The sequence below is a fragment of the Bradyrhizobium sp. USDA 327 genome, from assembly GCF_041262065.1.
Taxonomy (GTDB): domain Bacteria; phylum Pseudomonadota; class Alphaproteobacteria; order Rhizobiales; family Xanthobacteraceae; genus Bradyrhizobium; species Bradyrhizobium liaoningense.
This window is the reverse complement of record NZ_JBGCCW010000001.1, coordinates 2,518,202-2,542,057: the sequence shown is the minus strand read 5'-3', so window position 1 is coordinate 2,542,057 and position 23,856 is coordinate 2,518,202. Positions and strand designations below refer to the sequence as shown.

General features: G+C 65.0%; 23 protein-coding genes and 2 pseudogenes. 16 read left to right on the top strand and 9 right to left on the bottom strand.

Annotated elements, in window-relative coordinates; all coding sequences use genetic code 11:
* The first annotated feature begins 467 nt into the window (after window positions 1-467).
* On the top strand, window positions 468-1,451 hold the full coding sequence (locus ABIA42_RS11480; protein ID WP_271530403.1) for a helix-turn-helix transcriptional regulator: 984 nt from the start codon (window positions 468-470) through the stop codon (window positions 1,449-1,451).
* A gap of 35 nt (window positions 1,452-1,486) precedes the next feature.
* Here the strand turns inward: ABIA42_RS11480 and ABIA42_RS11475 are convergent, their stop codons facing one another.
* The 3 genes from ABIA42_RS11475 to ABIA42_RS11465 form a co-directional block, all read right to left on the bottom strand.
* Window positions 1,487-1,969, bottom strand: coding sequence for a hypothetical protein (locus tag ABIA42_RS11475; RefSeq protein WP_271530724.1), 483 nt, complete (start codon window positions 1,967-1,969; stop codon window positions 1,487-1,489).
* A gap of 165 nt (window positions 1,970-2,134) precedes the next feature.
* Window positions 2,135-2,587 (bottom strand): DNA polymerase III subunit chi, encoded by a 453-nt coding sequence (locus ABIA42_RS11470; RefSeq protein WP_271530402.1) that lies wholly within the window; start codon window positions 2,585-2,587, stop codon window positions 2,135-2,137.
* Between the two features lie 6 nt (window positions 2,588-2,593).
* Window positions 2,594-4,093, bottom strand: coding sequence for a leucyl aminopeptidase (locus ABIA42_RS11465; RefSeq protein ID WP_370113584.1), 1,500 nt, complete (start codon window positions 4,091-4,093; stop codon window positions 2,594-2,596).
* A gap of 338 nt (window positions 4,094-4,431) precedes the next feature.
* Here ABIA42_RS11465 and lptF point away from each other — a divergent pair, with 338 nt between their 5' ends.
* The 9 genes from lptF to ABIA42_RS11420 all read left to right on the top strand — a co-directional run bounded on the left by lptF (window position 4,432) and on the right by ABIA42_RS11420 (window position 14,690).
* A complete protein-coding gene (lptF, locus tag ABIA42_RS11460) occupies window positions 4,432-5,601 on the top strand; it encodes an LPS export ABC transporter permease LptF (RefSeq protein ID WP_370113586.1) in 1,170 nt (389 codons plus the stop codon).
* Window positions 5,598-6,695 (top strand): LPS export ABC transporter permease LptG, encoded by a 1,098-nt coding sequence (gene lptG / locus ABIA42_RS11455; RefSeq protein ID WP_370113588.1) that lies wholly within the window; start codon window positions 5,598-5,600, stop codon window positions 6,693-6,695. The genes lptF and lptG overlap by 4 nt, the downstream gene beginning before the upstream one ends.
* Window positions 6,695-9,181 carry an LPS-assembly protein LptD gene (locus ABIA42_RS11450; RefSeq protein WP_370113590.1) on the top strand — a complete coding sequence of 829 codons (2,487 nt, stop codon included), beginning with the start codon at window positions 6,695-6,697 and terminating at the stop codon, window positions 9,179-9,181. The genes lptG and ABIA42_RS11450 overlap by 1 nt, the downstream gene beginning before the upstream one ends.
* Window positions 9,182-9,242: 61 nt before the next feature.
* Window positions 9,243-10,178, top strand: coding sequence for a SurA N-terminal domain-containing protein (locus ABIA42_RS11445; RefSeq protein WP_271530397.1), 936 nt, complete (start codon window positions 9,243-9,245; stop codon window positions 10,176-10,178).
* Entirely contained in the window at window positions 10,178-11,227 is a 1,050-nt protein-coding gene (gene pdxA, locus ABIA42_RS11440; RefSeq protein ID WP_271530396.1) for a 4-hydroxythreonine-4-phosphate dehydrogenase PdxA, read from the top strand. Before ABIA42_RS11445 ends, pdxA begins: the two co-directional genes overlap by 1 nt.
* Window positions 11,227-12,084: a 16S rRNA (adenine(1518)-N(6)/adenine(1519)-N(6))-dimethyltransferase RsmA gene (gene rsmA, locus ABIA42_RS11435; RefSeq protein ID WP_370113592.1), complete on the top strand. Its 858-nt coding sequence runs from the start codon at window positions 11,227-11,229 to the stop codon at window positions 12,082-12,084. The genes pdxA and rsmA overlap by 1 nt, the downstream gene beginning before the upstream one ends.
* A gap of 93 nt (window positions 12,085-12,177) precedes the next feature.
* Window positions 12,178-13,236, top strand: coding sequence for an alcohol dehydrogenase (locus ABIA42_RS11430; protein ID WP_271530395.1), 1,059 nt, complete (start codon window positions 12,178-12,180; stop codon window positions 13,234-13,236).
* Window positions 13,237-13,311: 75 nt separating this feature from the next.
* Window positions 13,312-13,548: a hypothetical protein gene (locus ABIA42_RS11425; protein WP_370113594.1), complete on the top strand. Its 237-nt coding sequence runs from the start codon at window positions 13,312-13,314 to the stop codon at window positions 13,546-13,548.
* A 422-nt stretch (window positions 13,549-13,970) separates the two neighbouring features.
* Window positions 13,971-14,690, top strand: a complete 720-nt coding sequence (locus ABIA42_RS11420; protein ID WP_370113596.1) for a Crp/Fnr family transcriptional regulator — start codon at window positions 13,971-13,973, stop codon at window positions 14,688-14,690.
* A gap of 10 nt (window positions 14,691-14,700) precedes the next feature.
* Here the strand turns inward: ABIA42_RS11420 and ABIA42_RS11415 are convergent, their stop codons facing one another.
* The gene (locus tag ABIA42_RS11415; protein WP_370113598.1) at window positions 14,701-15,438 is read right to left on the bottom strand and encodes a Crp/Fnr family transcriptional regulator; all 738 of its coding nucleotides are present in this window, start codon (window positions 15,436-15,438) and stop codon (window positions 14,701-14,703) included.
* Between the two features lie 152 nt (window positions 15,439-15,590).
* Between ABIA42_RS11415 and ABIA42_RS11410 the strand changes: the two genes are divergently transcribed.
* Both ABIA42_RS11410 and ABIA42_RS11405 read left to right on the top strand, forming a co-directional pair.
* Window positions 15,591-15,827 carry a hypothetical protein gene (locus ABIA42_RS11410; protein WP_271530391.1) on the top strand — a complete coding sequence of 79 codons (237 nt, stop codon included), beginning with the start codon at window positions 15,591-15,593 and terminating at the stop codon, window positions 15,825-15,827.
* Between the two features lie 16 nt (window positions 15,828-15,843).
* On the top strand, window positions 15,844-16,545 hold the full coding sequence (locus ABIA42_RS11405) for a Crp/Fnr family transcriptional regulator (protein ID WP_370113600.1): 702 nt from the start codon (window positions 15,844-15,846) through the stop codon (window positions 16,543-16,545).
* Between the two features lie 114 nt (window positions 16,546-16,659).
* On the opposite strand, the pseudogene ABIA42_RS11400 reads toward ABIA42_RS11405, so the two are convergent.
* The 3 genes and pseudogenes from ABIA42_RS11400 to ABIA42_RS11390 form a co-directional block, all read right to left on the bottom strand.
* Window positions 16,660-16,887: pseudogene (locus tag ABIA42_RS11400) on the bottom strand (hypothetical protein); the annotation flags it as partial.
* A 75-nt stretch (window positions 16,888-16,962) separates the two neighbouring features.
* Window positions 16,963-17,577 (bottom strand): cupin, encoded by a 615-nt coding sequence (locus tag ABIA42_RS11395; protein WP_370113604.1) that lies wholly within the window; start codon window positions 17,575-17,577, stop codon window positions 16,963-16,965.
* A 436-nt stretch (window positions 17,578-18,013) separates the two neighbouring features.
* Window positions 18,014-18,581: pseudogene (locus ABIA42_RS11390) on the bottom strand (MaoC family dehydratase).
* 210 nt (window positions 18,582-18,791) lie between these two features.
* On the opposite strand from ABIA42_RS11390, the gene ABIA42_RS11385 reads away from it, so the two are divergent.
* The 4 genes from ABIA42_RS11385 (at window position 18,792) to ABIA42_RS11370 (ending at window position 22,320) form a co-directional block, all read left to right on the top strand.
* Complete coding sequence (locus ABIA42_RS11385) at window positions 18,792-19,052, top strand: hypothetical protein (protein WP_370113606.1); 261 nt, start codon at window positions 18,792-18,794, stop codon at window positions 19,050-19,052.
* A 28-nt stretch (window positions 19,053-19,080) separates the two neighbouring features.
* Window positions 19,081-20,427 (top strand): caspase family protein, encoded by a 1,347-nt coding sequence (locus tag ABIA42_RS11380; protein WP_370113608.1) that lies wholly within the window; start codon window positions 19,081-19,083, stop codon window positions 20,425-20,427.
* 28 nt (window positions 20,428-20,455) lie between these two features.
* Window positions 20,456-20,950: a hypothetical protein gene (locus tag ABIA42_RS11375; RefSeq protein WP_370113610.1), complete on the top strand. Its 495-nt coding sequence runs from the start codon at window positions 20,456-20,458 to the stop codon at window positions 20,948-20,950.
* 149 nt (window positions 20,951-21,099) lie between these two features.
* Window positions 21,100-22,320 carry a hypothetical protein gene (locus ABIA42_RS11370; protein WP_370113612.1) on the top strand — a complete coding sequence of 407 codons (1,221 nt, stop codon included), beginning with the start codon at window positions 21,100-21,102 and terminating at the stop codon, window positions 22,318-22,320.
* Here the strand turns inward: ABIA42_RS11370 and gmk are convergent.
* Both gmk and ABIA42_RS11360 read right to left on the bottom strand, forming a co-directional pair.
* Window positions 22,253-22,912: a guanylate kinase gene (gene gmk, locus ABIA42_RS11365; RefSeq protein ID WP_271530385.1), complete on the bottom strand. Its 660-nt coding sequence runs from the start codon at window positions 22,910-22,912 to the stop codon at window positions 22,253-22,255. The genes ABIA42_RS11370 and gmk overlap by 68 nt on opposite strands.
* A gap of 3 nt (window positions 22,913-22,915) precedes the next feature.
* Window positions 22,916-23,803, bottom strand: a complete 888-nt coding sequence (locus tag ABIA42_RS11360) for a YicC/YloC family endoribonuclease (RefSeq protein ID WP_271530384.1) — start codon at window positions 23,801-23,803, stop codon at window positions 22,916-22,918.
* Between the last annotated feature and the right edge of the window lie 53 nt (window positions 23,804-23,856).

Here is a 23,856-nt window from a genome sequence, read left to right as displayed (position 1 = left end):
GAATCGGAAGGCTGACGGGTGAGACGCCAAGGGCGCTGCGTGAAGTATTCCGGGGGCGGCGCAGCACATAGCTGCGGTGAATAAAATCGTCGGCCAGATCCGGGAATTCACGGCAGGTGGTACGTAAACGAAATTCAATCGACATGACTGCATTGTCAGGCCCTCCAATTTCTCATCGGCCCGCGAACCGCGCGAGCGCCCATGTCGGCCTCTCGTGTCCCCGTTCGTCCTCCCATTGAATGCGACACTCTTTGAGAGCCGTCCCGCAGTGGTTGCAAAGCTATGGTATCTCCCCTGACTGCTCCTGTGATGCGCAGTTTGTGCCGATGCGACGCCTTGTCGCTTTCGGCCGAGAAATGGACGGTCTTTCAATCGGATGATATGCGCGAGATTTGATTTAAATGGCCCACGCCGCTTTTCCGTCGCAATGGAGGCGAAGCATATGACGCGGAGCCGGAGAACGGGACATGCCGGGCGTCGTCGGGATCATCGGCCGGAACGGCGATCGCAGCACCATCAACTGCACTGAGATCGCGATCAACGGATTCGAGCAACTTCAGGCCGCCACGCCGACGAGCAGTTCCGAGATCATCCAGATCCAGCCCGGTCGCATGCAAGGTCGTCTGAAGCATGCGAGCGTCGCGGGACTTTCGCTTGGTTTCGGCACGTTCTCGCACGGGGTTATTTCGCGCGGCGTCTACAGCGATGACCGCGTGACGATAGGTTTCCTCACGGAGATCGGCAGGCAAAGAGCTCGCCAGCGTGGCACTGGCAGCATTAGGATCTGGTCTCCCGGCGTGGAGCACCAAAGCCGGTACTTCGCGGGCGTATCCTTTGGTGCCATCTCGGCCTCGACCGGGGATATGGCGCGTTTCTTCGGGCCCGACAGCCGGTTCAGCGAGCCGACGGCATGGCTGAGAAAGAGCGCGTTCCACACCAACCCTGAAACGGGCGACGCTTCGGCCCGGGTCCTCAGACGCATCATGGCCGGCTTCGATCGACACGCGCGCAGGTTGGGGCCGTCCGAGGCGGAGTACTGGAAGCGGGCCATCATCGAAAGCGCGTGCTACGCGATTGCGAACTCAGAACAATCGGACGTCTTCGTTTCTTCACCGCAACGGCTGGTGAGGAGAACTCAGGAGTACCTCGACGGTGCGGGCAATGCTCCCGTGCACATCTCGGAGCTTCTCTCCCATTTGCGGGTGTCCCGGCGGGCGCTACATAGAGCCTTCGACGAGATCCTTGGCATCCCACCGATGAGGTACCTTCGGCAAAAGCGGTTGTGCGAGGCGCGGCTGCTTCTGCAACACGGAGTTGCAACCGATGTCACCGTGGCGGAGGTTGCCTTCAGGCAGGGCTTTGCCGATTTCAGCCGATTCTCGGCCTACTACCGCGCCCTCTTCGGTGAAAATCCATCCGAGACGTTGAACAGACATTCAATCCGGAGCTGACAGCACGCCGTCGAAATCAGCAACCCGCATACCACTTACGCGTGCTTCTTCTTCGGCTTCACCGCCCTCGGCGCCGGCTGCGGCTCGGGATTGCCCTCGATCGAGGACAGACGTCCGGCGGTGAAGGTGTAGATGCCGGCGCGCGGGCCGGTGGTCCAGGTGACGACGGCGACGCGTCGGCCGATGGCGTCGGCGGACAGGTTGACGTTCGAAGGCGCGCCGATGCCGCGCACCACATCGCATTCGGTATGCCCGAGCGCGACCGTGCCGCCCATCGGAGCTGGCGCCGTCGTCGACGCATTGGCGTCGGCCGGCCCGGGAGGCGGCGCCATGCCCGGACAGGCGCCATCGGCGCTGACGAGGTCCTCGGCTCCCACCGGCTTGTCAGGCGTGAGCGGCGGCGATTCGATCGAGATGTTCTTGATGAAGATACGGCCCGGTTTCTGGAACCATTCTGCGTCCTTCGACAGCAGATCAGTGCCTGAGCAGCCCGCGACCAGCGGTGCTACGGCGGCCAACGCAATCATGAGCGAGCCGGGAAGCTTTTGATGTCGCACGATAAACTAATTCCCCGCCTGAAGGACCAGCCCTAAACGATTGTCCCAACATCCCTTTGCGGCACGAAGGTGGCCGAAGCCAGGATCGTTCGAAAAGTGCAAATTATCATTAATTGCTGACGGCCGCTAATTCCGCCTCTGCCACCGGCCCCGCTCGTCGGCCTGCCAATAGGTGACATCAAATCCCCGTGCCTTGCAATCGGTCCAGGCCGCGCGGGCGAGCGCAAGCGCATCCGGATCGTCGCCGTCGAACAGCAGCACCATGCGCTCGTAGCCCTGTGAGTCCTCCGGCAGCACGGCATTGTCGATCAGGAAGCGGACATTGGCCCCGTTGGGATTGGCCCCCTCGATCGCCAGCACGATCGGCTGATCGGCAACGTCGTTCACCCGCCATGTCGCGTGCGGCAGGAAGGAATCGTCGCGATAGGTCCACAAATGCGAATCGAGCGCATCGGCGCGTTCCTCCGAGCTCGACTGCACCACGACGCGCCAGCCGCGCTCGAGCGATTTCTCGAGAAGCGGCGGCAACACATTCTCCACCGTCATGTTTTGGAGATGGTAGAACAATACTTCAGTCATCTCGGGTCATTTGCGCTCGTAATGGTCGGAGACCAGGCGATCGAGCAGGCGGACGCCGTAGCCGCTTCCCCAGCTCTGGTTGATGTCGGTCTTCGGCGCGCCCATGGCGGTGCCTGCGATGTCGAGATGCGCCCAGGGCGTGCCGTCGACGAAGCGCTGGAGGAACTGCGCCGCAGTGATCGAGCCGCCATGGCGGCCGCCGGTGTTCTTCATGTCGGCAAACTGGGAATCGATCAGCTTGTCGTATTCGGGGCCAAGCGGCATCCGCCAGACCTTCTCCCCACTCTCGACGCCGGCCACGAGCAGCCGGTCGGCGAGCTCGTCATTGTTGGAGAACATGCCGGCGTGCTCGGTGCCGAGCGCCACCATGATCGCGCCGGTCAGCGTCGCCAGATCCACCATGAATTTCGGCTTCACCTTCTTGGCGACGTACCAGAGCACGTCGGCCAGCACGAGGCGTCCCTCCGCGTCGGTATTGATGATCTCGATCGTCTGACCGGACATCGAGGTGACGATGTCGCCCGGCCGCTGGGCGTTGCCGTCAGGCATATTCTCGACGAGGCCGATCGCGCCGACCACGTTGACCTTGGCTTTGCGCGCAGCGAGCGCATGCATCAGGCCGACGACGCAGGCCGCGCCTCCCATGTCGCCCTTCATGTCCTCCATGCTGCCGGCCGGTTTGATCGAGATGCCGCCGGTGTCGAAACAGACGCCCTTGCCGACGAAAGCGACCGGTGCCTCGCCCTTCCTGGCCCCGTCCCAGCGCATGATCACGGTGCGGCTCGGCCGCGCCGAGCCCTGACCGACACCGAGCAGCGCACCCATGCCGAGCTTCTGCATCGCCTTGACGTCGAGCACCTCGACCTTGACGCCAAGCTTGCGGAGCTGACCGGCGCGGCGCGCGAATTCCTCGGGGAAGAGCACGTTCGGCGGCTCGTTGACGAGGTCACGCGCGATGATCACGCCGTCGATGACGTGGCCGGCCGAGGCGAACGCCTTCTTCGCAGCACCGGCATCGCCAACTGCAAGCGAGACGTCGGCGCGCGAGCCGCCCTCCTCGCCCTCCTTCTTCTTCGTCTTGTAGCGGTCGAACTTGTAGGTGCGCAGCCGCAGGCCCGAGGCGATCCCCACCGCCTGCTCGCTCGTCATGGCGCCGCCGGGCAGCTCCGCCATGATGGTCATGGCGCTGGTGCCAGAGGGCAGCTTGCTCGCTGCCACCCCGCCGAACTTGAGGAGATCGTTCGCCTTCAGGCCGGTCGCCTTGCCGGCGCCGATCACGATCAGCCGGGTCGCCTTCACGCCCTCCGGCGCCAGAATGTCGAGCGCGGCCGCGCTCTTACCTTTGAAGGCGGCGGCGGCGGCCGCGCGCTTCACAAGATCGACAGCGCCACCCAGTGCCTTGGCCGTCGCCGGACCGAGCTTCAGGCCGTCATCGCAGAACACCACCAGGATGCCACGGGGGGCGGCAGACAAGGGGACAAAGCCGACCTTGATGGCATCGGACATGGATAACTCCTTTAATACATGTAACTTTTCGCCGTTCGGCGGTGCCGGTCCCAGCCGAAGCTGAACGGCGATTCACTGAGGCTTGCCCTACTATGGGCCAGCGGCCCGCCCGATGCCAAGCGCCGCCGTGGCCGCCCGGCCACAACCAGCGAAATATTAACCATATATTGAAGGTGCCACGGGGCAGCCATTTTGTTGACGGATCAAAGGGATGGTAGTGAGAAAGTGAACCGCCGGAAGAGCTGATGGCCAACCTTGGGGATCCCCTGATCGGGGATTGGTTGGACACCCGGAATTCTGGTCGACATCGGGGCTGATGGGGATTCGTGCGGTAGCGCATGGGGTCGATCGATAGGTATATTTTCCGCACGACGCTGGCGTCGTTTGCGCTGGTCCTGGTCAGCCTCACCGGCGTGATCTGGATTACGCAGGCGTTGCGCGGCATCGACCTGATGACGAGCCAGGGTCAGACCATCCTCACCTTCCTCGGCATCACCAGCCTGGTCATCCCGGCCCTGGTCCTGATCATCTCGCCGATCGCGCTGATGATCGCGATCTCGCACACGCTGAACAAGCTCGCGACCGATTCCGAGATCATCGTGATGAATGCCGCCGGCTTCTCGCCGTTCCGGCTGTTCTATCCGTTCTTCTATGCCACCTGCGTGGTGGCGCTGCTGGTTGCCTTCATCGCGGCCTATCTCGCACCCGACGGGATGCGGCGGATCAAGCAGTGGGACGCCGAGATCACCGCGGACGTGCTCACCAACATCCTCCAGCCCGGCCGCTTCGCCCAGCTCGACAAGAACCTGACGATCCGGATCCGCGAGCGCCTGCCCGGCGGCATCCTCGCCGGCATCTTCATCGACGACCGCCGCGATCCCAACGAGCGCGTCTCGATCGTGGCCGAGCATGGCGAGGTCGTGAGGAACGACACCGGCTCGTTCCTGGTGCTGGAGACCGGCAATCTCCAGCGCTTCGAGGCGGGCAAGCGCGATCCCGCGCTGGTGGCGTTCGGCCGCTACGGCTTCGACATGTCGAAGTTCTCGGGCCAGGGCCGCGACGTCACCCTCGGCATCCGCGAACGGTATCTCTGGGAGCTGTTCTCGCCGTCCGAGGACGATCCCGTCTACAAGCAGATTCCCGGCCAGTTCCGCTCGGCCCTGCACGACAGCATCTTGGCGCCGGTCTATCCCTTCGCCTTTGCGGTACTGACCTTCGCCTTCCTGGGCGCGCCTCGCACCACCCGCCAGAGCCGCAATTTCTCGATCGGCTCCTCGATCCTCGCCGTGTTCGGCCTGCGCATGGCCGGCTTCGCCTGCTCGGTGATGGCGGTGAAATCTCCGGGCGCGGTGCTGGTCCAATACGCGATGGTCATGGGCGCCATCGGCGTCGGGCTGTGGATGATTGTCGGCGGCCTCGTGGTCGAGCCGCCTCCCGGCCTGATGGAGGCCATCAACAGGTCGAACGCACGGATCGCGCGGCTGTTCGGACGCCCGGCCGCCGCATGAGCATGCTCACCAACACACTCGGGCGCTATTTCGCCGGCCGCTTCGTGGTGGCGGCGCTCGGCGTGTTCGCCAGCATCTTCCTGCTGCTGGTGCTGGTCGACTACATCGAGATGGTGCGCAAGACCTCGGGCCTCGCCTCCGCCTCCGCGATCATGGTGGCCGAGACCTCGCTGTTCCGGGTGCCGCAGCTGCTGGAGAAGCTGACGCCGTTCTGCATGCTGATCGGCGCCATGACCTGCTATCTCGCCCTCTCCCGCCGGCTCGAGCTCGTGGTGGCGCGCGCCGCCGGCATCTCCGCATGGCAGTTCATCTCGCCGGCGCTCGGCAGCGCACTCTTGATCGGGGTGATCGCCACCGTCGCCTACAATCCGATGTCGGCCAACTTACGCGAGGCCTCCAAGCGCATGGAAGCCGAGCTGTTCGGCTCGGCGCCCGGCGGCGGTATCCAGGACGCCTCCGGCTTCTGGCTCAATCAGGTGACCAGCGACGGCCAGACGATCATCAATGCGGCGCGGAGCGAGCAGCAGGGCATCCGGCTCACGGGGCTCACGCTGTTCCGGTTTGACCCGGACCAGCACTTCAAGGAACGGGTCGAGGCGCGCGAGGCGACGCTCGAGGCCGGCCGTTGGCTGTTCAGGGGCGTCCGCCGCTTCTCGCTGGACGCGCCACCGATCGAGCAGGCCAGCCTGGAGATTCCGACCACGCTGACCGAGGCGCAGGTCCGCAACAGCTTTTCCACACCCGAGACTGTGTCTTTTTGGCAACTACCGAGCTACATCCGCTCCTCCGAAAGCTCGGGCTTCGCGACAGCCGGTTACCGACTCCAGTATCAGAAGCTTCTGGCACAGCCGTTTTTGCTTGCGGCCATGGTGATGCTCGCGGCCTCCGTGTCGTTGCGCTTCTTCCGGATGGGCGGCGTGCAGAAGATGGTTTTGAGTGGCGTGGGCGCAGGCTTTCTGCTCTACGTTCTGTCGAAAGTAACTGAGGATTTGAGCAAGGCTGAGTTGATGCATCCGATCGCTGCGGCGTGGTTGCCCGTTGTGGTGGGCGGCCTCACCGGCTTTTTGGCCTTGCTCTATCAGGAGGACGGATAGTGACTGCCGTCCGCCGAGGGCTCGTGTCTCGTTTGACGCGGCGTACCGTGGTGCGCGCGAACGGGGGGGGCTTGTCCATCCTCAGGCTGCTGCTTGCCGTCGTTACCGCTGCCTCGCTCGGCGGGCTGATCGACATTGCCGCCGTGGCACCGGCCTCCGCCCAATACACCTACAATCCGCTGCCGCCGCGCCCCAAGCCGCCAAGGGCCGCCAACGACAACCAGATGCTGGTTCAGGCGACCGAGGTCGACTACGACTACAACAATTCGCGCGTCTCCGCGGTCGGTAACGTCCAGCTGTTCTACAACGGCACCAGCGTCGAGGCCGACAGGGTCATCTACGACCAGAAGACCAAGCGGCTGCATGCCGAAGGCAACATCCGCATGACGGATGCCGACGGCAAGATCACCTATGCCGAGATCATGGATCTCTCCGACGATTACCGCGACGGTTTCGTCGATTCGCTGCGCGTGGACACGGCCGACCAGACCCGCATGGCCGCGAGCCGCGCCGACCGCTCCAGCGGCAACTACACGGTGTTCGAGAACGGCGTCTACACGGCCTGCGCGCCGTGCAAGGACGATCCGAAGAAGCCGCCATTGTGGCAGGTCAAGGGTGCGCGCATCATCCACGACCAGCAGGAGAAGATGCTGTATTTCGAGACCGCACAGCTCGAATTCTTCGGCGTGCCGCTCGCCTACATGCCCTATTTCTCGACGCCCGACCCGACCGTGAAGCGGAAGAGCGGCTTCCTGATGCCGGGTTATATTTCCGGCACGGACAACACGGGCTATGGGGTCGAGGTTCCCTATTATTGGGCGATCGCGCCCGACATGGACGCAACCTTCACCCCGCGCTTCCTGTCGCGGCAAGGCGTGCTGCTGCAGGGCGAATTCCGACAGCGCCTGCTCGACGGCGCCTACCAGATCCGCGCGTACGGCATCAACCAGCTCGATCCCGGAGCGTTTGCCGGGCAGCCCGGCGACCGCGACTTCCGCGGCGCCATCGACACCAAGGGTCAGTTCGCATTGAACGACAAATGGGTCTGGGGCTGGGACGGCGTCCTGATGTCCGACTATTATTTCTTCTCGGACTACCGGCTCTATCAGTACCGCGACCCGCTCGGCTCGTTCCTGCTTCTGCCGACGGAAGCGCTGTCGCAGCTCTATTTGACCGGCGTCGGCAACCGCAGCTTCTTCGATGCGCGCACGATGTACTGGCTGAGCTATTCGGGCAACCAGAGCCAGGTGCCGATCGTCTATCCGGTGATCGACTACTCCAACGTGCTCAACTATCCCGTGTTCGGCGGCGAGTTCAGCTACAAGACCAATTTCGTGAACCTGTCGCGTGACCAGGCGGTGTTCGATCCGATCACGACGGTCGCCAACACCAGCAGCCTGTGCACCACGGCGTCGGCCGATCCGCTGGCCCGTACGCCCTCGCAGTGCCTGCTGCGCGGCTTCCCCGGCACCTACACCCGCCTCACGGCGGAGGCGCAGTGGCGCAAATCCTTCACCGATCCGCTCGGCCAGATCTGGACGCCGTTCGCCAGCCTGCGCGCCGACGCGATCAACTCCTCGGTCTCCAACCAGCCCGGCGTGTCGAATTACCTGCCCGTCGGCGACACCCAGGCGCTCCGCCTGATGCCGACCGTAGGCCTGGAGTACCGCTATCCCTTCATCAACATCCAGCCCTGGGGCTCGACCACCATCGAGCCGATCGCGCAGATCATCATCCGCCCGAACGAGACCTATGCCGGCAAGCTGCCGAACGAGGACGCCCAGAGCATGGTGTTCGACACCTCGAACCTGTTCAGCGTGGACAAGTTCTCCGGCTACGACCGCGTCGAGGGCGGCGGCCGCGCCAATGTCGGCGTGCAGTCCACCACGCAGTTCGACCAGGGCGGCGCCGTCAAGGTGCTGTTCGGCCAGTCCTATCAGCTGTTCGGCCTGAACTCCTACGCGGTCCGGGACAGCATCAATACCGGCCTGGATTCCGGCCTCGACAAGCCGCGGTCCGATTACGTCGCGAGCGCCAGCTATTCGCCCAACAGCACCTACACGTTCAGCGTCCGCTCCCGCATGGACGAGCAGACCTGGAACGTGCAGCGCTTCGAGGCTGAGGGCCGCGCCAACTTCAATCGCTGGTCGGTCAGCATGATGTACGGCAATTACGCGGCGCAGCCGGAGCTCGGCTATCTGACCCGCCGCGAGGGCATCCTGACCACAGGCTCGCTGAAGATCGCGACCAACTGGGTGGTGTCGGGCTCGGCGCGCTGGGACCTCGAGGCCAACAAGATCAACCAGTATGTGGTCGGGGCCGGCTATGTCGACGATTGCTTCGTGCTGGCGGCGAACTATGTAACTTCGTATAGCTATTCCGCGGGCACCGCACCGCCCGTGCTGAGTCACGCGTTCATGCTCCAAATCGGCCTGCGCACGCTGGCGAACTCGTCGACGACCAGCAGTTCCTCCGGCCTCCAGTGAACGGTTTGAAGTGCCGGCCGCGTTTGCCCCATCACGACGCGGTTGACATGCGAGCGACATCATGACGACCCCATTCCCTGTCTTCCGCCTCCTTCTCGCCATCGGTGCCGGCCTGATGCTGACCGCTCTGCCCTCGCCGTCGCGCGCGCAGAACATCGTCGTCATGGTCAATGGCGAGCCGATCACCGATTTCGACATCGAGCAGCGCTCGAAGCTCGACCAGCTGACGACGCAGAAGACCCCGAGCCGCCAGGAGGTCATCAACGAGCTGATCGACGACAGGGTGAAGCTCAAGGAAGGCAAGAAGTACGGTGTCGATCCCGGCGTCTCCGACATCAACCAGTCGTATGAAGGCATGGCGCAGCGCATGCGCATCACGCCGGATCAGCTCACCAAGTCCCTCGAATCCAAGGGCGTCCGACCCGAGACGCTGAAGGGCCGCATGAAGGCCGAGATGGTCTGGACCAGCCTCGTGCGCGGCCGCTACAAGGAGCGCCTCCAGGTCGGCGAGCGCGACGTCGCGCAGGCCGTGCAGGCCCAGACCGGCGAGAAGCTTCAGGTCGAGGGCACCGAATACAAGATGCAGCCGATCGTGCTGATCGTGCCCCGCGGCTCGGCCCCCGCGTTCCTGGAAACACGGAAGAAGGAAGCCGAGACCTATCGCGCGCGCGTCGGGAGCTGCGAAGAGGCCAATTCGCTGTTCCGCTCGACGCCGAACGCCACCATCCGCGACACCGTCACCAAGACCACCGCGGAGCTGCCCGAGCCGCTGCGCAAGGTGCTCGACGACACCCCGATCGGCCACCTGACCGCGCCCGAGGTGACCAAGGCGGGCATCGAGATGGTCGTCCTGTGCTCGCGCAAGCCGACCATGATCGACACGCCCAAGAAGCGCGAGGTCCGCGAGAAGATGTACCAGGAGAAGTACGAGAAGACCCAGAAGGCCTATCTCGATGAGCTCCGCAAGGCCGCGATGATCGAATATCGCAACCGCTGATGGCCAAGTCCCTTCTAGAGCCTTCCGCCAAGTCCGCAGCCAAGTCCGCAGCCAAGCCCCTTGCCCTGACCCTGGGAGAGCCCGCCGGCATCGGCCCCGACATCACGATCGCGGCCTGGCTCAGGCGCCGTGAGCTGAACCTGCCCGCTTTCTACCTGCTCGGCGACGAGGCGCTGATCGCGCAGCGCGCCAAAGCGCTCGGCGCCGACATCAGGATCGCTGCGGTGAGCCCCAGTGAGGCCGCTTCCGCCTTTACTGATGCCCTGCCCGTGGTCGCGACCGGCGAGCGCGCGACCGCCGAGCCCGGCAAGCCCGACGCATCCAGCGCGCCGGCCGCGCTCGCCTCGATCCGTCAGGCGGTCATGGACGTGCGCGCGGGTCGTGCCGGCGCCGTCGTCACCAACCCGATCGCCAAGAGCGTGCTCTACCGCGCCGGCTTCCGCCATCCCGGCCACACCGAGTTCCTCGCCGAGCTTGCCGCAGAGGACGGCCACGTGCCGCAGCCGGTGATGATGCTGTGGTCGCCACAGCTCGCCGTGGTGCCCGTGACCATCCACGTCTCGATGCGCGATGCGCTGGCCCAGCTCACCAGCGCCCTGATCGTCTCGACCGTACGCATCGTCGCCACCGAACTGAAGTCCCGCTTCGGCATCGCAAAGCCGCGCATCGCGGTCTCCGGCCTCAATCCGCATGCCGGCGAAGACGGATCGCTTGGCCACGAGGAGCAGACCGTCATCGCCCCGGCGCTGAAAGTGCTGCGCAACGAGGGCATCGAAGCCAGGGGCCCGCTGCCCGCCGACACCATGTTCCACGAGGCTGCGCGACAGACCTATGACTGCGCGGTCTGCATGTATCACGACCAGGCGCTGATCCCGATCAAGACGGTCGCCTTCGACGACGCCGTCAACGTCACGCTCGGCCTGCCCTTCATCCGCACCTCGCCCGATCACGGCACCGCCTTCGACATCGCCGGGACGGCCAAGGCCAATCCGGCGAGCCTGATCGCGGCGCTCAAGCTTGCGCGCCGCATGGCCGCTTCCCAAAGCTGATGGGCGCGATCGACGACCTCCCGCCGCTGCGCGAGGTCATTCGCCAGCACGCGCTGTCGGCAAGGAAATCGCTCGGCCAGAACTTCCTGCTCGACCTCAATCTGACCGCGCGCATCGCGCGCGCGGCCGCGCCGCTGGACGAGACGACCATCGTCGAGATCGGCCCCGGCCCGGGCGGGCTGACGCGGGCGCTCCTCGCGCTCGGCGCCCGGCGCGTCATCGCCATCGAGCATGATGAGCGCGCGATCCCCGCCTTGCAGGATATTTCGGCGCGCTATCCCGGCCGGCTCGAGATCGTGCATGGCGACGCCATGACGTTCGATCCGCGCCCGCTGCTCTCGGGCGAACGCGCAAAAATCGTCGCCAACCTGCCCTACAACATCGCGACCCAGCTTCTCATAAATTGGCTCACCATCGAGCCCTGGCCGCCCTGGTACGAGATGATGGTCTTGATGTTCCAGCGCGAGGTCGGCGAGCGCATCGTGGCGCGCGAGGACGAGGAGGCCTATGGCCGGCTCGGCGTGCTCGCCAACTGGCGCTGCGAGACCAAGATCCTGTTCGACATTGCGCCGTCCGCCTTCGTGCCGCCGCCGAAGGTCACCTCCTCCGTCGTGCGCCTGGTGCCGCGCCCGGAGCCTTTGCCCTGCGATCGCAGGCTCCTGGAGCAGGTCGCCGCCGCAGCGTTCGGCCAGCGCCGCAAGATGCTGCGGCAAAGCCTGAAGTCGCTCGGCGTCGATCCCGCGCGGCTCGCGAGCGCAGCCGGCGTCGATGCGACGCGGCGCGCCGAGACCATTCCGATTCCAGGCTTTGTTGCCATGGCGCGCGAATTGGCCGATATACGCAGCGAAGCAGCATGATCCGGACCCGAAGGGCCGCGTTAGCGCAACGTGCGAAGCGGTCTTCCGAAACAGGTCATGCTCAAACAATGAACTAATTTCGGAGGAAGGAATATGGCGTTGATGCGTCGGCAATCCCTGGTCAAGTTCGATGCGCCGCTGTGCGAGACCATCGTGGACACGCCCAAGCCGAAAGGCGCTGAGGTGCTGGTGCGTATCGAGCGCTGCGGCCTCTGCCATTCCGACCTGCACATCCAGGACGGCTATGCCGATCTCGGCGGCGGCAAGAAGCTCGACACCACGCGCGGCATGACGCTGCCCTTCACGCTCGGCCACGAGATCGCCGGCGTCGTCGACGAAGTCGGCCCGGATGTCGCCGCCAGCCTCGTCGGCGCCAAGAAAGCCGTCTTCCCGTGGATCGGCTGCGGCCAGTGCCGCGATTGCCAGAACGGCGACGAGAACCTCTGCGTCAAGCAGCGCTTCCTCGGCGTCTCCATCGACGGCGGCTTCGCCACCCACGTGCTGGTGCCCGACGCGAAATATTTGCTCGATTACGATCCCCTTCCCGTCAACCAGGCTGCGACCTTGATGTGCTCCGGCGTCACCGCCTACGGCGCGCTCAAGCGCCTGGTCGATCGTCCGCGCCAGCGCAACCTCTTGCTGATCGGCCTCGGCGGCGTCGGCATGATGGGCCTGTCGTTCGCGCAGGCGATGTTCAAGCAGCCGATCACGGTCGCCGACCTCTCGCCGGCCGCGCGCGAGACCGCGCTCAAGAACGGCGCGGCCGTCGCCTATGACCCGGCCGAGCCTGACGTCATCAAGCGCATCCTCAAGGAGACCGAGGGCGGCTTCGACGAGATCGTGGATTTCGCCGGCAACGAGAAGTCGATGGCGTTCGCGGTTGCGGTCGCCGCACGCGGCGGCAAGATCGTGGTCTCCGGCCTGATGGGCGGCCAGTTCACGCTGCCCATGGTGCAATGGGTCTACAAGCGCATGACCATCGAAGGTTTCATGGTCGGCACGCTCGCCGAAGCCCACGAGCTGATGGCGCTGGCGCGCGCTGGCAAGATCAAGCCGACGCCGATGCGCGAGGAGCCGATGGGCGACGTCCAGAAATGGATCGACGAACTGCGTGCCGGCAAGGTCGTCGGCCGCATCGTGCTGAAGAACTGACTCGCTCAGCGGCGGGCCTGACCGAAGTCTCGCCCGCCGCACGGAACGCCTTCAGCCCGGCCGCGTTGGCTGCGCATGTCCATCCGCTGCACCGTCGAAAGCGCGTTCTTCATCGCCTGGAGCTGCCTGGAGACGAGCGGCGAGCTCGGTCCACCGGACGAGAGCGCGAACTTCCTGCTCGACTCCATCGAAGCGCAGCTCAGGACCGGTGAGCGCCGGCAGTTGATGCTGGCGAACAAGGCGATCGATGCCTACCGCGCGCACGCCGCGCTAAGCCGATCTTCGCGGGACTGCGAAGCGCACTTCAAATGAAGGATCCATAGCCTCCCGCGCCGGCCCGGCGGGGTTAAAGCGGAATGGCTTTAGGTTGAATCGATTGCCGCGGCTCGTTCACCTCTCGCGCAAGCTTGCGGGAGAGCTCGGCGCGAAGCGCCGGGTGAGGGCTTTCTCCTCTTGGGGATTGTCCCATCGCGGAACTACCCTCTCCCCGACCCTCTCCCGCGAGCGGGAGAGGGAGTGCACCTCCGTCGTTGCAGCGATCAAGCCTCGTCTCATCACGCTCTAGGACCGGATCGAGGACGGGTGGCCGTCGGGCAAGGCCGGAAATCCCGGAAGCTGAAGGCGTAGTTTTCAACGTCCGAACATCCGTTGTGTGCACTTTGGAACCGTCGGTTCCGCCGCGGAAAAGTAGGTTTCCGCTGGCGCCGATTCACGGCCCGCCAAGAGAACACATTGTGACCGGTCGGCCCCAGAACGATCTGCTCCGGCAGCTCAATCACCAAGACTTCGAACTGCTCGCGCCTCACCTCCAGTCGGTCGAACTCGAGGCGAGCCACATCCTGCATCACGCCGGCGACGACGTCGCAGCGGTTCATTTCCCCTGCGGTCCCGCCCTGGTGTCCTTCGCGGTGCCGGTCGAGGATGATCGCGAGGTCGAAAGCCTGCTGGTGGGACGCGAGGGTGCGGTGGGCATTGCCGCCGGCCGCACGCCTTCGCTCGCCTATTCGCGCATCGTGGTGAAGCTCGGCGGCACCCTGGTCCGGCTGCCGCTGCGCGCGCTCGAGCAGGCGCAGCAGAGGTCGGCCACGCTCCAGGAGGTCTTCTTGCGCTATGCCGACTGCCAGTTCGCGCAGCTGCTGCAGACCGCGGCCTGCAACGCCGCCCATTCCATCGAGCAGCGCGCCGCCAAATGGATCATCTCCGCCCAGGAGCATATCGGCGGAGCCGAGATCCCTCTCACCCACGAGCAGCTCGCCGGCATGCTGGGCGTCTCCCGCAGCTATGCCAGCCGTGTCATCCAGATGTTCAAGGCGAGGCGCATCCTCGCGACCCGCCGCGGCGCCATCCTGATCCTCGACGCATCGGCACTCGAAGCAAGAGCCTGCTGTTGCAACAACTGGGTGAACAAGTATTTCGATGAGGTGCGAGGCGCAGCGGCAACCGCCGAGGGCTAATGTCCTCGCCTCACGCAACCGGCGGCGACTGCCGCCTCAGGTGCAGATAGACCGGACTGAAATCTCCGAGCCGCTGCAGCTCGCGCCATTTCAGCACGATCAGCTCTCCCTCGCGCAGATCCATGATGCCGCTTCGCCTGAGGTCGGCGAGCGTCCGGTTCACCGTCGCGATCGCCATGCCCAGCGTCTCGCCGAGCTGGGCCAGGCTGATCGGCACGCGGCAGCGATTGCCGCGGACCAGCTGCGCCGAGCGGGCGCGGTAGAACAGCTCGCAAAACAGGTGTGCCATGCGCGCCTGCATCGACCGGGCGCTGTTGTTGGTGATGGCCTCGCGAAAGATCGCGGCATCGAGCAGCGTCTCGCGCCACACGGCCAGCGCAAAGGTTGGCCGCCGCCGGAAGGCGATGAACAATTCGCGATGCGGGATGAAGGCGACTGAGGCCGGCCCCAGCGCGCTCAATCCGTGGTCCATCTGGTCGATGAACAGCCCCTGCGCATCCGGAAGGTCGCCGGTGAGATGGAACGCCAGGTACTGCCGCCGCCCGCTCCCGAGCAGGTGGTAGCGCGCGACCATGCCGGAGACGACCAGCACCGAATGTTCGGGTTCGTCGCCCTGACGGATGAAATCCTCGTTGGGCTCCAAATCGCGCAGCGTGAAGGTGAGCGTCCGGATTTCCGCGATGTCCTCGTCTGCCAGAGCGGTATGCTCGGAGAGGTTCCGGATCAGTACGTCGTGGGCTTTTTCCATGGAGCGCCAAAAATCGCGCCGGTTCTATCAAATGATACGTCCGGCTTGGGTTCAGCGGACTAGAACGCTGGTCGGAAGCACAGGTTGCTAACCGGCTTGCGACGTACCGGATCGCAGCCGCATCCCTAATCTCGCACCGAGCCGGCCATCTCATGAGCCCTACCACGATCCTGGAACGCATCTGCGGCCTGTTTGCATCTGACACGCACGAGCACCTGGACAGCATCGGCGACGCCCTGCTCAAGGGAACGCTGCAGGAGCCGGCCCACCCGATGTCGGATCAGGAGCTGGCCCGTGCCATCCGCGAGTTCCGCTCCGTGCCGGTCTCGGACCGGACCATCGCAAGACTCTCGCAGCGCCCGCTCGACGCGACCCGGCGGGACGACTGAGCGCGCCACTGGTCCCATGCCGCATCCGAAGTTCATCGCACGTCTCCAGGCGGTCGAAGGCCTGTCCGAGGACGAACGCCGCCAGATCGCGGGCTTGCCGTCCACGCTGCGCCAGGTTGCGGATGGCGAGATCGTGCTGCGCCAGGGTGAGGCCGCTTCACGCTGTGTCTTCGTCGTCAGCGGCTTCCTCTACCAGGCCCGCATCGTCGCCGATCGCAGCCAGATCGTCGCCTTCCACGTGCCCGGCGACATGCCGTGCCTGCACACCCTGCTGGTCTCGCGGATGGATGCGGACCTCGTCGGGCTCGGTCCGACCATCGTCGGCACCGTCGCGCACAGCCAGCTGCGCCAGCTTCTCGACGGCTCGATCCACCTGACCCGCGCCTTCTGGCGCGAGACGCTGATCGACGCGGCGATCTCGCGGCAATGGATCGCGCGCCTCGGCGCGCAGGCAGCGCTGCCCAAGGTCGCGCATCTCATCTGCGAACTTGCCGCAAGGCTGGAGATCGTCGGCCTTGTCAGGGACTGCAGTTTCCAGATTCCGATGACGCAGCGGCATGTTGCGGACGCCTGCGGGCTCTCGATCGTCCACGTCAATCGTACCATCCAGGAACTGAGGCATCGCGGGCTGATTGCATGGGAGGGCAGCGAGATCGAGCTGCTCCAGCCCGACGAGCTGCGCAAGCTTGCGGACTTCAGGCCCGACTATCTGAGCTGAGCGAGCCGGCATAGGAGGCGCTAGCTCGTGCGTCGAATCTCCTCCCCGCCGGGTCTCGACCTCCTCGGCGTCCTCGTCGTCGACCTTCATGACGTGGTCACGGCCGGCCACCTTGAGCAGTTCGTCGAGCTTAGCATGGATCGCCTGGGTGTCGCGGTGCTCGGCGCGCTGGATCACCAGCGTCATGCCCCATGTCGCCAGGGTCGCGAACGAGTGCCATTCGAGTCCGTTGCCCAGCGTGATCCAGGCGATGCCGTAGACCAGGAAGACGGCAAACGCGGCCGGGCGCGAGGTGGCGACGCCGATCTCGGTAAGCCAGCCTTTTGACTTCGGAAGAGACATGTGCGGCAACTCGCGTAGGCCGCCAGCGTTCCCAGAGAGACCGGGCATGCGTCGATCACGCGCGCATCCAATCCTTTACGATCGCGACGGCTGCGCCCGCCAGTGTTGGACCAGCGCGCCGCGGGGCCCGAGAACAGGATCTGTCTTCGGCTTCCGGACCTTGGCGATGCGCCTGACGGCATCAGCACGCTCCCGCGTGTCGGTGCACTCGTCGTACGTGCCGTCCTGCGGGTATGCTCCGACGACAAGAAAGTCCCGGCTGGACTCGATCAGCCGGTGTCCCGTGCCCGCGGGCAGGACCAGAACGTCACCGGCCTTCATATTCAGGATGCGACCCTTGATGCCGCCGCACTCGATCCTCGCCGTGCCGCGCGCCACGCCCATCACTTCATGGATCTGCGAATGGTAGTGGACGAAGTCGTACACGGTGTCGCGCCACGACCGGCGCCAACCGTTCGTGTCGAACAGCGTGTCGATGATGACCTCCGGCGGAAAACGCCGGCCCTTCAGCTTCACTACCCCGCGATAAAGCAGCGCCGGAAGTTTCGGATTGTTCGGCACGATGCCATCGTCGCGAAGATGGATGGCAGTCGGTTTCCGCGGCCGCACCAGCGCCCGCAGCATCGCCGCATCGGGATGCTCCTCCACGAGCTTCCTGGCAAAGTTCCTGATCTGATCCTTGACCGGCATGCTTGCTCCTCAGCCGCGATTCAACGACGGCGGAGGCGAGAAGTTTCGAGGTGGAACGGGCTTGATCGGGCGCAAGGACTCAATCCGTCGTACGACCGATCGCCTGAGGGATGCGGCAAGTGGCTTGAAGCATGAAGGTCGGAAAAGGCGCCAAACCCATTTGGCGCAGCCAGCAAGGGCGTAGGCAAATGCGAGAGAAGTCTGCTCCGGATCACAGCTGACCTCAACCTCAGCCTCAGCCGCAGCGGCATCAGCTAAGTGGCAACAGCAGACCTGCTTGCCTAGTTGCAGAAATCGGCGATTAGGGGAATGTAGGTCTGCCCCCTTTGCTACCCTAAGGACGTAGTAACGAGAATGGGCCTCTCCTCCTTGTTCCCAATTGATGTGGGGAGGAAGCCTATGCTTTCGTAAAGACTTGAGCGCATGACAAAGCTAGTCATTGCGGCGGGTCTACTAACGCGAGAGTAATCCAGTGCGCTTCTAGCGCGGGCTTAGCTGCGCCTTCCGCTTCAACCACGGTTTCCCACGCGGATTGCAAGGATACCGCGCGTTCCGTCAGACCGATTAAACGAAATCTCCCGCGCACGCGTGTTCCGGATTTGACGGGGCTCAGGAAACGCACGCGCTCGAAACCGTAATTGACGCCCATGCGGGTCCCCTTCGACGCCCGGCATGACGTCGAAAGCGAGGGTAGATAGCAATGATAGTGTCAGGAAGCCGTGCGCAATCGTTCCTTCGAACGGAGCTTCAGCCTTGGCGCGCATCGGATCGACATGGATAAATTGATGATCTCTAGTGGCATCAGCAAATGTGTCGATCATGGATTGATTGACGAGCAGCCAATTCGACGTCAGTTCACTGCCATTGAGAAGCTTTCGGTATTCTTCCAGCGCTATCAATTTGCTGCGGATCGCTTCGGCCTCTGCAGCCCGTTCCGTGTCCGACACTCTTGCTTTCCTCGGATACCCAAGTCTCGCTTTGCCCGTTATTCGGCTTCTTACCATGACCCGGCCAAGCATGGTCCCAGAGATAACTTATGGGCAGTATGTCAATCATGCTAGGTCGGCAACTACGCGGCAATGCCGATCCGTTGATGCGAGCCTATTCAAGTGGCCCGATTGCTGCGACCAATGTCGGCTAATGGGATGGACCGGCTGCTTCCTCCGCGGGGATAGTCTGCAAAGACTACCCTGCAGCATCCGGAAAAACAGCCCATGGACACCACCACACAGCCTTTGGCCTCGATCGGCATCGACATCGGGAAGGAAGTCTTTGGCACGGACGGCAAGATCGCTTTCCGTCGCCGGCGCCCGGCCTTCCCTGCACCCTTTGGCCTCCATCGGGCGGGAACGACAGCAAGCCTCGGGCGACACACGCCGCGAGATGGCGAAGGCATGTGCGCTCGTCGGTTCGAATGGACAGGCGGCATCGCACGGCATGTCACGCCGCTCTTCGTCCGCGCGCCGGGCTGGTAGGATAGCGCCGTTATTTTGAGGCATTTTGATGCGCGCGAGGATTTTCAATCGCGTCCTGGGGTTGGTCGCGCTGGTCGCCGTCGTGCTCGCTGCCACGACGCTTCGAGCCTCGGCCGAGAAGCGCATCGCGCTCGTGGTCGGCAACTCCGCCTACAAGAACATCACGCCGCTGGACAACCCGGCCAGGGACGCGAGCCTGATGGCGGAGACGCTCGGCGCGCTCGGCTTCACGCTGGTCGGCGGACGCGCGCAGCTCGATCTCGACAAGGGCACGATGGACATCGCGGTGCAGAGCTTTGGCCGGCAGGTCCAGGGCGCCGACGTCGCGCTATTCTATTATGCCGGCCACGGCGTGCAGGTGGCGGGCTCCAACTACCTCGTGCCCGTCGGCGCCAACCCGACCCGCGAAGCCGACGTCGATTTCCAGATGACCGACGTCAACCTCGTGCTGCGCCAGATGCAGGGCTCCGGCACGCGGCTCAACCTCGTGATCCTCGATGCGTGTCGCAACAACCCCTTTGGCTCACGCGGCCTGCGCGCCTCGGACGGCGGCCTGGCACAGATGCGCGCGCCCGAAGGCACGCTGATCTCCTACGCGACCCAGCCCGGCAACGTTGCCCAGGACGGCAGCGACGGCCACAGTCCCTATACCAAGGCGCTGGCGACCACGATCCGGGTCGCTGGCCTCGACGTGTTTCAGACCTTCAACCAGGTCGGTCTTGCCGTGAAACGCGCCACCGCGGGCGCGCAGCAGCCCTGGGTGTCGTCCTCGCCGATCGACGGCACGTTCTATTTCGTGCCGCCGACGCAAACCGCACCGCCGCAGGTCGCGGCGATGCAGCCCGATCCCCTGCCTGCGGAGCGCCTGCGCGCCGACCCCGACCGCGTGCCCTTGCGCGATGCCGCGCTGCTCAGTGAATTGAGCGAGCGGCTTTACGAGCTCAATTTCGATCCTGACACGCCCGACGGCCTGACGCGCGCCATCACGAAACTCCAGCAGCGGATTTCGATGGCCGCGACAGGTGAAGCAACCGAAGGCCTGCTGCTGCGAATGCGCAAGATGGAAGACCTGAAGCCCTGGGGCTCGATCGTCTACGGGCCCGACAGCAGCAAATGGGGCATGTCGTGGAACCACGCCTCGCGGCGTGCCTCGGTCGCGGATGCGCGTGGCAATTGCGCCGGCGCCAAATGTCCGATCGAGCTCTCGTTCTACGGCCGAAGCTGCGGTGCCTTCGCCATTTCCGACAAGTCGTGGTCGCTGGTCCAGCGCGACAGCGTGCAGCGCGCGAAAGACGCTGCGCTTGACGAATGCGGCAAGGCTGGCAAAGCTTGCCGCATTATCGGATCCGTCTGTGCGGACGGCTCCGGCCGCTGATACCTTTTTTCATTCGGATTTTTTGCTCATGTCCAACGCCGTAACCCGTACGACTGCCCTCGCCTTTCTCCTCAACCTCGTCATCGTCTCGTCGTCCGCCTTCGCGCAGTCCGGCAGCGCCGGCGGCTCGATCGGCAATGACGAGAAGTCGCTGTCGGGCTCGCGTTCGGACCGCTCGGCCGAACCGGCCCCGTCCGCACGCCGGAGCAAGCCGGCCGAAGAGCCGCGCTCGTCGTCCCGGCGAAGCGGTGGCGGAGGCGGCGGTGGCGGCTTTGACGGCGCCTGGGTGGTGACCAGCGTCGGCTGCGGTGGCACCACGTCCGGTGCGGTCGTCGTCTCCTCGGGCAAGGTCATCGGCCAGGGGGTCAGCGGTACCGTCAGCCCGAGCGGCTCCGTTCGGACAGTCGGTCAAGGCGATGGCGTGACCTTCACGGGCTCCGGCCGTCTCGGCGGCCGCAGCGGGTCCGGGACGTGGCGTCGCTCCGACGGCTGCGGCGGAACCTGGAGTTCAGCCAAGCAGTAAGGCGGAAAAGCCCGACATCGCGGCGGAACGCACGCGCCACAGGCCCGATTCAAGCCACATCCTCTCCGGATTTGCGGCTCATTGCCACCCAACTCTTTGACGAGAAAGGGCTGGTTGAGAGTTGCGTCATGCGTAACCGGGAGACCAGGATGGGCAACCGAACCGCAAAATTCGTATCTGCGCTTATTGGCGGCATCATTGCCGGCGCACCGCTGGCTGCCGTGTCGCAGAACGCGCCGGCCCCATCGAGCGCTGCCAGCACGGCTTCCGACTGCCTCGCAGCGCCAAAGGGCGCCGCGCCGCAGGGACAGCACTGGTACTACCGCCTCGAACGCACCACCAAGCGGCAATGCTGGTACCTGCGTGCCGCCGGCGACAAGGACAGCGCGAAAGCCGCACAGACTGCGCAGGCTCCGAGCGATACTCCGACGGCAGATGCGCCGGCGCCGCAGCAGCACGCGGTGCAGGACGCGCGCGCCGAATATCTGACGCCGCGGAGCAGCGCCGCCGCGAAGACGCCGAACGCCCCCGCGCAAGCCGCCGCGACACCGGTCCAACAAGTCGCGGAGCAGACCGCAGACGGCAACGCGCAGCAACCCGCCGGCGCTGCGCCATGGCCCGATGTCTCTACAGCGTCCGCTCCGCCTGCGCCGCCGGCACCAACCGTCGTCGCGGCACCCGCACAACCGGGCGCAAAGCCGTCAAAATCCCCGTCCCCGGTGACGCTCGCCGCGGCAGACAGCACGACCGACAAGCCGACCGGCTCGCTCCAGACGCTGTTGCTCGTGATCGGCGGCGCGCTGGCGCTCGCTGGAATCCTTGGCAGCGTCGTCTACCGCCTCGCCGGCGTGCGCGCCCGCCGCCAGTCCGCCGACCGCCACGGACATTGGGGCGATCGGGAGATACAGAACGAAGACGGAAGCCGTGCGCCCTGGCTCGCTTCAACGCCGGCCGACGCCCGGCCGCCGCACCCCATCGACTTCGATGCGGTACGTCCGCAGCCGAAGAAACAAGGGACAAAACTCGCCGCGATCGGTCGCGAGATCGAGCTGATCGACGCGCGCAGGCAACGGGCCGCCGCCCCGGCCGCAGAACCTGTCGAGGTCAAGAGCAACAAGGTCGAGATGAAGGCGGTCGGCAAGACAATCGCGACCGTGGCCGCAGCTCCGCAGCTCGCCGCCAACGAGATCGGCGAGAATCGCGATAGCGCGCCGCAAGGTCATGACACCGACGCGGTCGACATCGACGTCATCACGACGATGCTCGAACAGCTGGCGAAGGAAGGGCCGCGCCTGTCGCGGCCTAACCTTGAAGCTGACCTTGCAAACTTCGCACGAAGCCTACGAGGCCAATCCGCCGCTCGCGCTTGAGGCGTTCGGCCTTCAGGATCGACTGCACCTCGGCGAAGGCCTCGTCGACGTCGTGGTTGATCACGATGTAGTCGTACTCGGCCCAGTGGCTCATCTCGTGGCTGGCGCGGCTCATGCGCTTGCGGATCACCTCGTCGGAATCCTGTGCGCGCGAATGCAGGCGCTTCTCGAGGTCGGCCGCTGACGGCGGCAGGATGAAGACGCTGACGACGTCCTCGCGGGCCTTGTGCTTCAATTGCTGCGTGCCCTGCCAGTCGATGTCGAACAGCACGTCCTGCCCGGCCGACAGCGCCGCCTCGACGGGACCACGCGGCGTGCCGTAGCTGTTGTCGAACACCGTCGCCCATTCCAGCAGCTCGTCGGCCTTCACCATGGCATCGAATGTGGCCTTGTCGACGAACGTATAGTCCTTGCCGTTGACCTCACCCGGGCGCATCGGCCGCGTGGTCGCCGAGACCGACATTTTCAAGCCCGGCATCCGCTCGATCAGCAGACGCGACAGTGTCGTCTTCCCCGCACCCGAGGGCGAGGACAGCACGAACATCAATCCGCGCCGCTCGACACCGTCAGTTCCGTGACCGCCCGTCGTCATCGATCACTCCAGATTCTGGACCTGCTCGCGGAACTGCTCGACCACGTTCTTCATGGCGAGGCCCGTGTTGGTCAGCTCGATGTCGTTCGACTTCGAGCAGCAGGTGTTGACCTCGCGGTGAAACTCCTGCGCCAGGAAGTCGAGCTTGCGCCCGATCGGGCCGCCCTTGCCCATCAGCTCGCGCGCCTGCGCGATGTGGGAGGCGATGCGATCGAGTTCCTCGCGGATATCGGCCCTGGTCGCGATCAGGATCGCCTCCTGCATCAGGCGGTCGGAATCGAACCGGTCGGAGGTGTCGAGCAGGGCTGCAATCTGCTCGGCGAGCTTCGCCTTGATCGCCTCAGGCTTGCGGCCCGGCGCAGCTTCCGCCTTGCTCGCGAGCTGCTCGATCTCGTCGACACGCTGGGTCAGGATCTGCCCGAGCGAAATCCCCTCGCGCCTGCGCATCTCGACGAGGTCGGCGAGCGCCTTGTCGAAGGCTTCGGCCGCAGCGGCACGCGCGGCCTTGTCCTCCTCTTCGTCGCCCTCGGGCTCGGCGATCTCGACCACGCCCTTGATGGCGAGCAGGCCGTCGATGCTCGGCGCCACCGCGTCGACCTTGCCGGAGATCAGCGCGGCGGCCTTGAGGACCGCATTGAGCACGTCCTCGTTGATGCGGACCGTGGCGGCCGCATTGGTGCGCTTGACGTTCAGATTGGCGTAGACCGTTCCGCGCGACAGAAGCTCGCCGGCGCGCTTCTTGGCATGGGCCTCCAGTTCCTCGAAGCCCTGCGGCAGCCGCACCCTGAGGTCAAACCCCTTGGCGTTGACCGACTTCAATTCCCATTCGAACGTGTACGGCCCGCTCGCGCCGTGGCTTCGGGCAAAGCCGGTCATGGACGACAGCGCCATCGGTTCAGATTCTCCAGGAACACGGGATTCGCGAGGCTATCAAGCCACGCGAA

What these genes read in the sequence shown, in the direction of transcription:
- ABIA42_RS11480 (WP_271530403.1), top strand. Translation starts at nt 468, where the DNA reads ATGCCGGGCGTCGTCGGGATCATCGGCCGGAACGGCGATCGCAGCACC.
- ABIA42_RS11470 (WP_271530402.1), bottom strand. Translation starts at nt 2,587, where the DNA reads ATGACTGAAGTATTGTTCTACCATCTCCAAAACATGACGGTGGAGAAT.
- ABIA42_RS11465 (WP_370113584.1), bottom strand. Translation starts at nt 4,093, where the DNA reads ATGTCCGATGCCATCAAGGTCGGCTTTGTCCCCTTGTCTGCCGCCCCC.
- lptF (WP_370113586.1), top strand. Translation starts at nt 4,432, where the DNA reads ATGGGGTCGATCGATAGGTATATTTTCCGCACGACGCTGGCGTCGTTT.
- lptG (WP_370113588.1), top strand. Translation starts at nt 5,598, where the DNA reads ATGAGCATGCTCACCAACACACTCGGGCGCTATTTCGCCGGCCGCTTC.
- ABIA42_RS11445 (WP_271530397.1), top strand. Translation starts at nt 9,243, where the DNA reads ATGACGACCCCATTCCCTGTCTTCCGCCTCCTTCTCGCCATCGGTGCC.
- pdxA (WP_271530396.1), top strand. Translation starts at nt 10,178, where the DNA reads ATGGCCAAGTCCCTTCTAGAGCCTTCCGCCAAGTCCGCAGCCAAGTCC.
- rsmA (WP_370113592.1), top strand. Translation starts at nt 11,227, where the DNA reads ATGGGCGCGATCGACGACCTCCCGCCGCTGCGCGAGGTCATTCGCCAG.
- ABIA42_RS11430 (WP_271530395.1), top strand. Translation starts at nt 12,178, where the DNA reads ATGGCGTTGATGCGTCGGCAATCCCTGGTCAAGTTCGATGCGCCGCTG.
- ABIA42_RS11425 (WP_370113594.1), top strand. Translation starts at nt 13,312, where the DNA reads ATGTCCATCCGCTGCACCGTCGAAAGCGCGTTCTTCATCGCCTGGAGC.
- ABIA42_RS11415 (WP_370113598.1), bottom strand. Translation starts at nt 15,438, where the DNA reads ATGGAAAAAGCCCACGACGTACTGATCCGGAACCTCTCCGAGCATACC.
- ABIA42_RS11410 (WP_271530391.1), top strand. Translation starts at nt 15,591, where the DNA reads ATGAGCCCTACCACGATCCTGGAACGCATCTGCGGCCTGTTTGCATCT.
- ABIA42_RS11405 (WP_370113600.1), top strand. Translation starts at nt 15,844, where the DNA reads ATGCCGCATCCGAAGTTCATCGCACGTCTCCAGGCGGTCGAAGGCCTG.
- ABIA42_RS11395 (WP_370113604.1), bottom strand. Translation starts at nt 17,577, where the DNA reads ATGCCGGTCAAGGATCAGATCAGGAACTTTGCCAGGAAGCTCGTGGAG.
- ABIA42_RS11385 (WP_370113606.1), top strand. Translation starts at nt 18,792, where the DNA reads ATGGACACCACCACACAGCCTTTGGCCTCGATCGGCATCGACATCGGG.
- ABIA42_RS11380 (WP_370113608.1), top strand. Translation starts at nt 19,081, where the DNA reads ATGCGCGCGAGGATTTTCAATCGCGTCCTGGGGTTGGTCGCGCTGGTC.
- ABIA42_RS11375 (WP_370113610.1), top strand. Translation starts at nt 20,456, where the DNA reads ATGTCCAACGCCGTAACCCGTACGACTGCCCTCGCCTTTCTCCTCAAC.
- ABIA42_RS11370 (WP_370113612.1), top strand. Translation starts at nt 21,100, where the DNA reads ATGGGCAACCGAACCGCAAAATTCGTATCTGCGCTTATTGGCGGCATC.
- gmk (WP_271530385.1), bottom strand. Translation starts at nt 22,912, where the DNA reads ATGACGACGGGCGGTCACGGAACTGACGGTGTCGAGCGGCGCGGATTG.
- ABIA42_RS11360 (WP_271530384.1), bottom strand. Translation starts at nt 23,803, where the DNA reads ATGGCGCTGTCGTCCATGACCGGCTTTGCCCGAAGCCACGGCGCGAGC.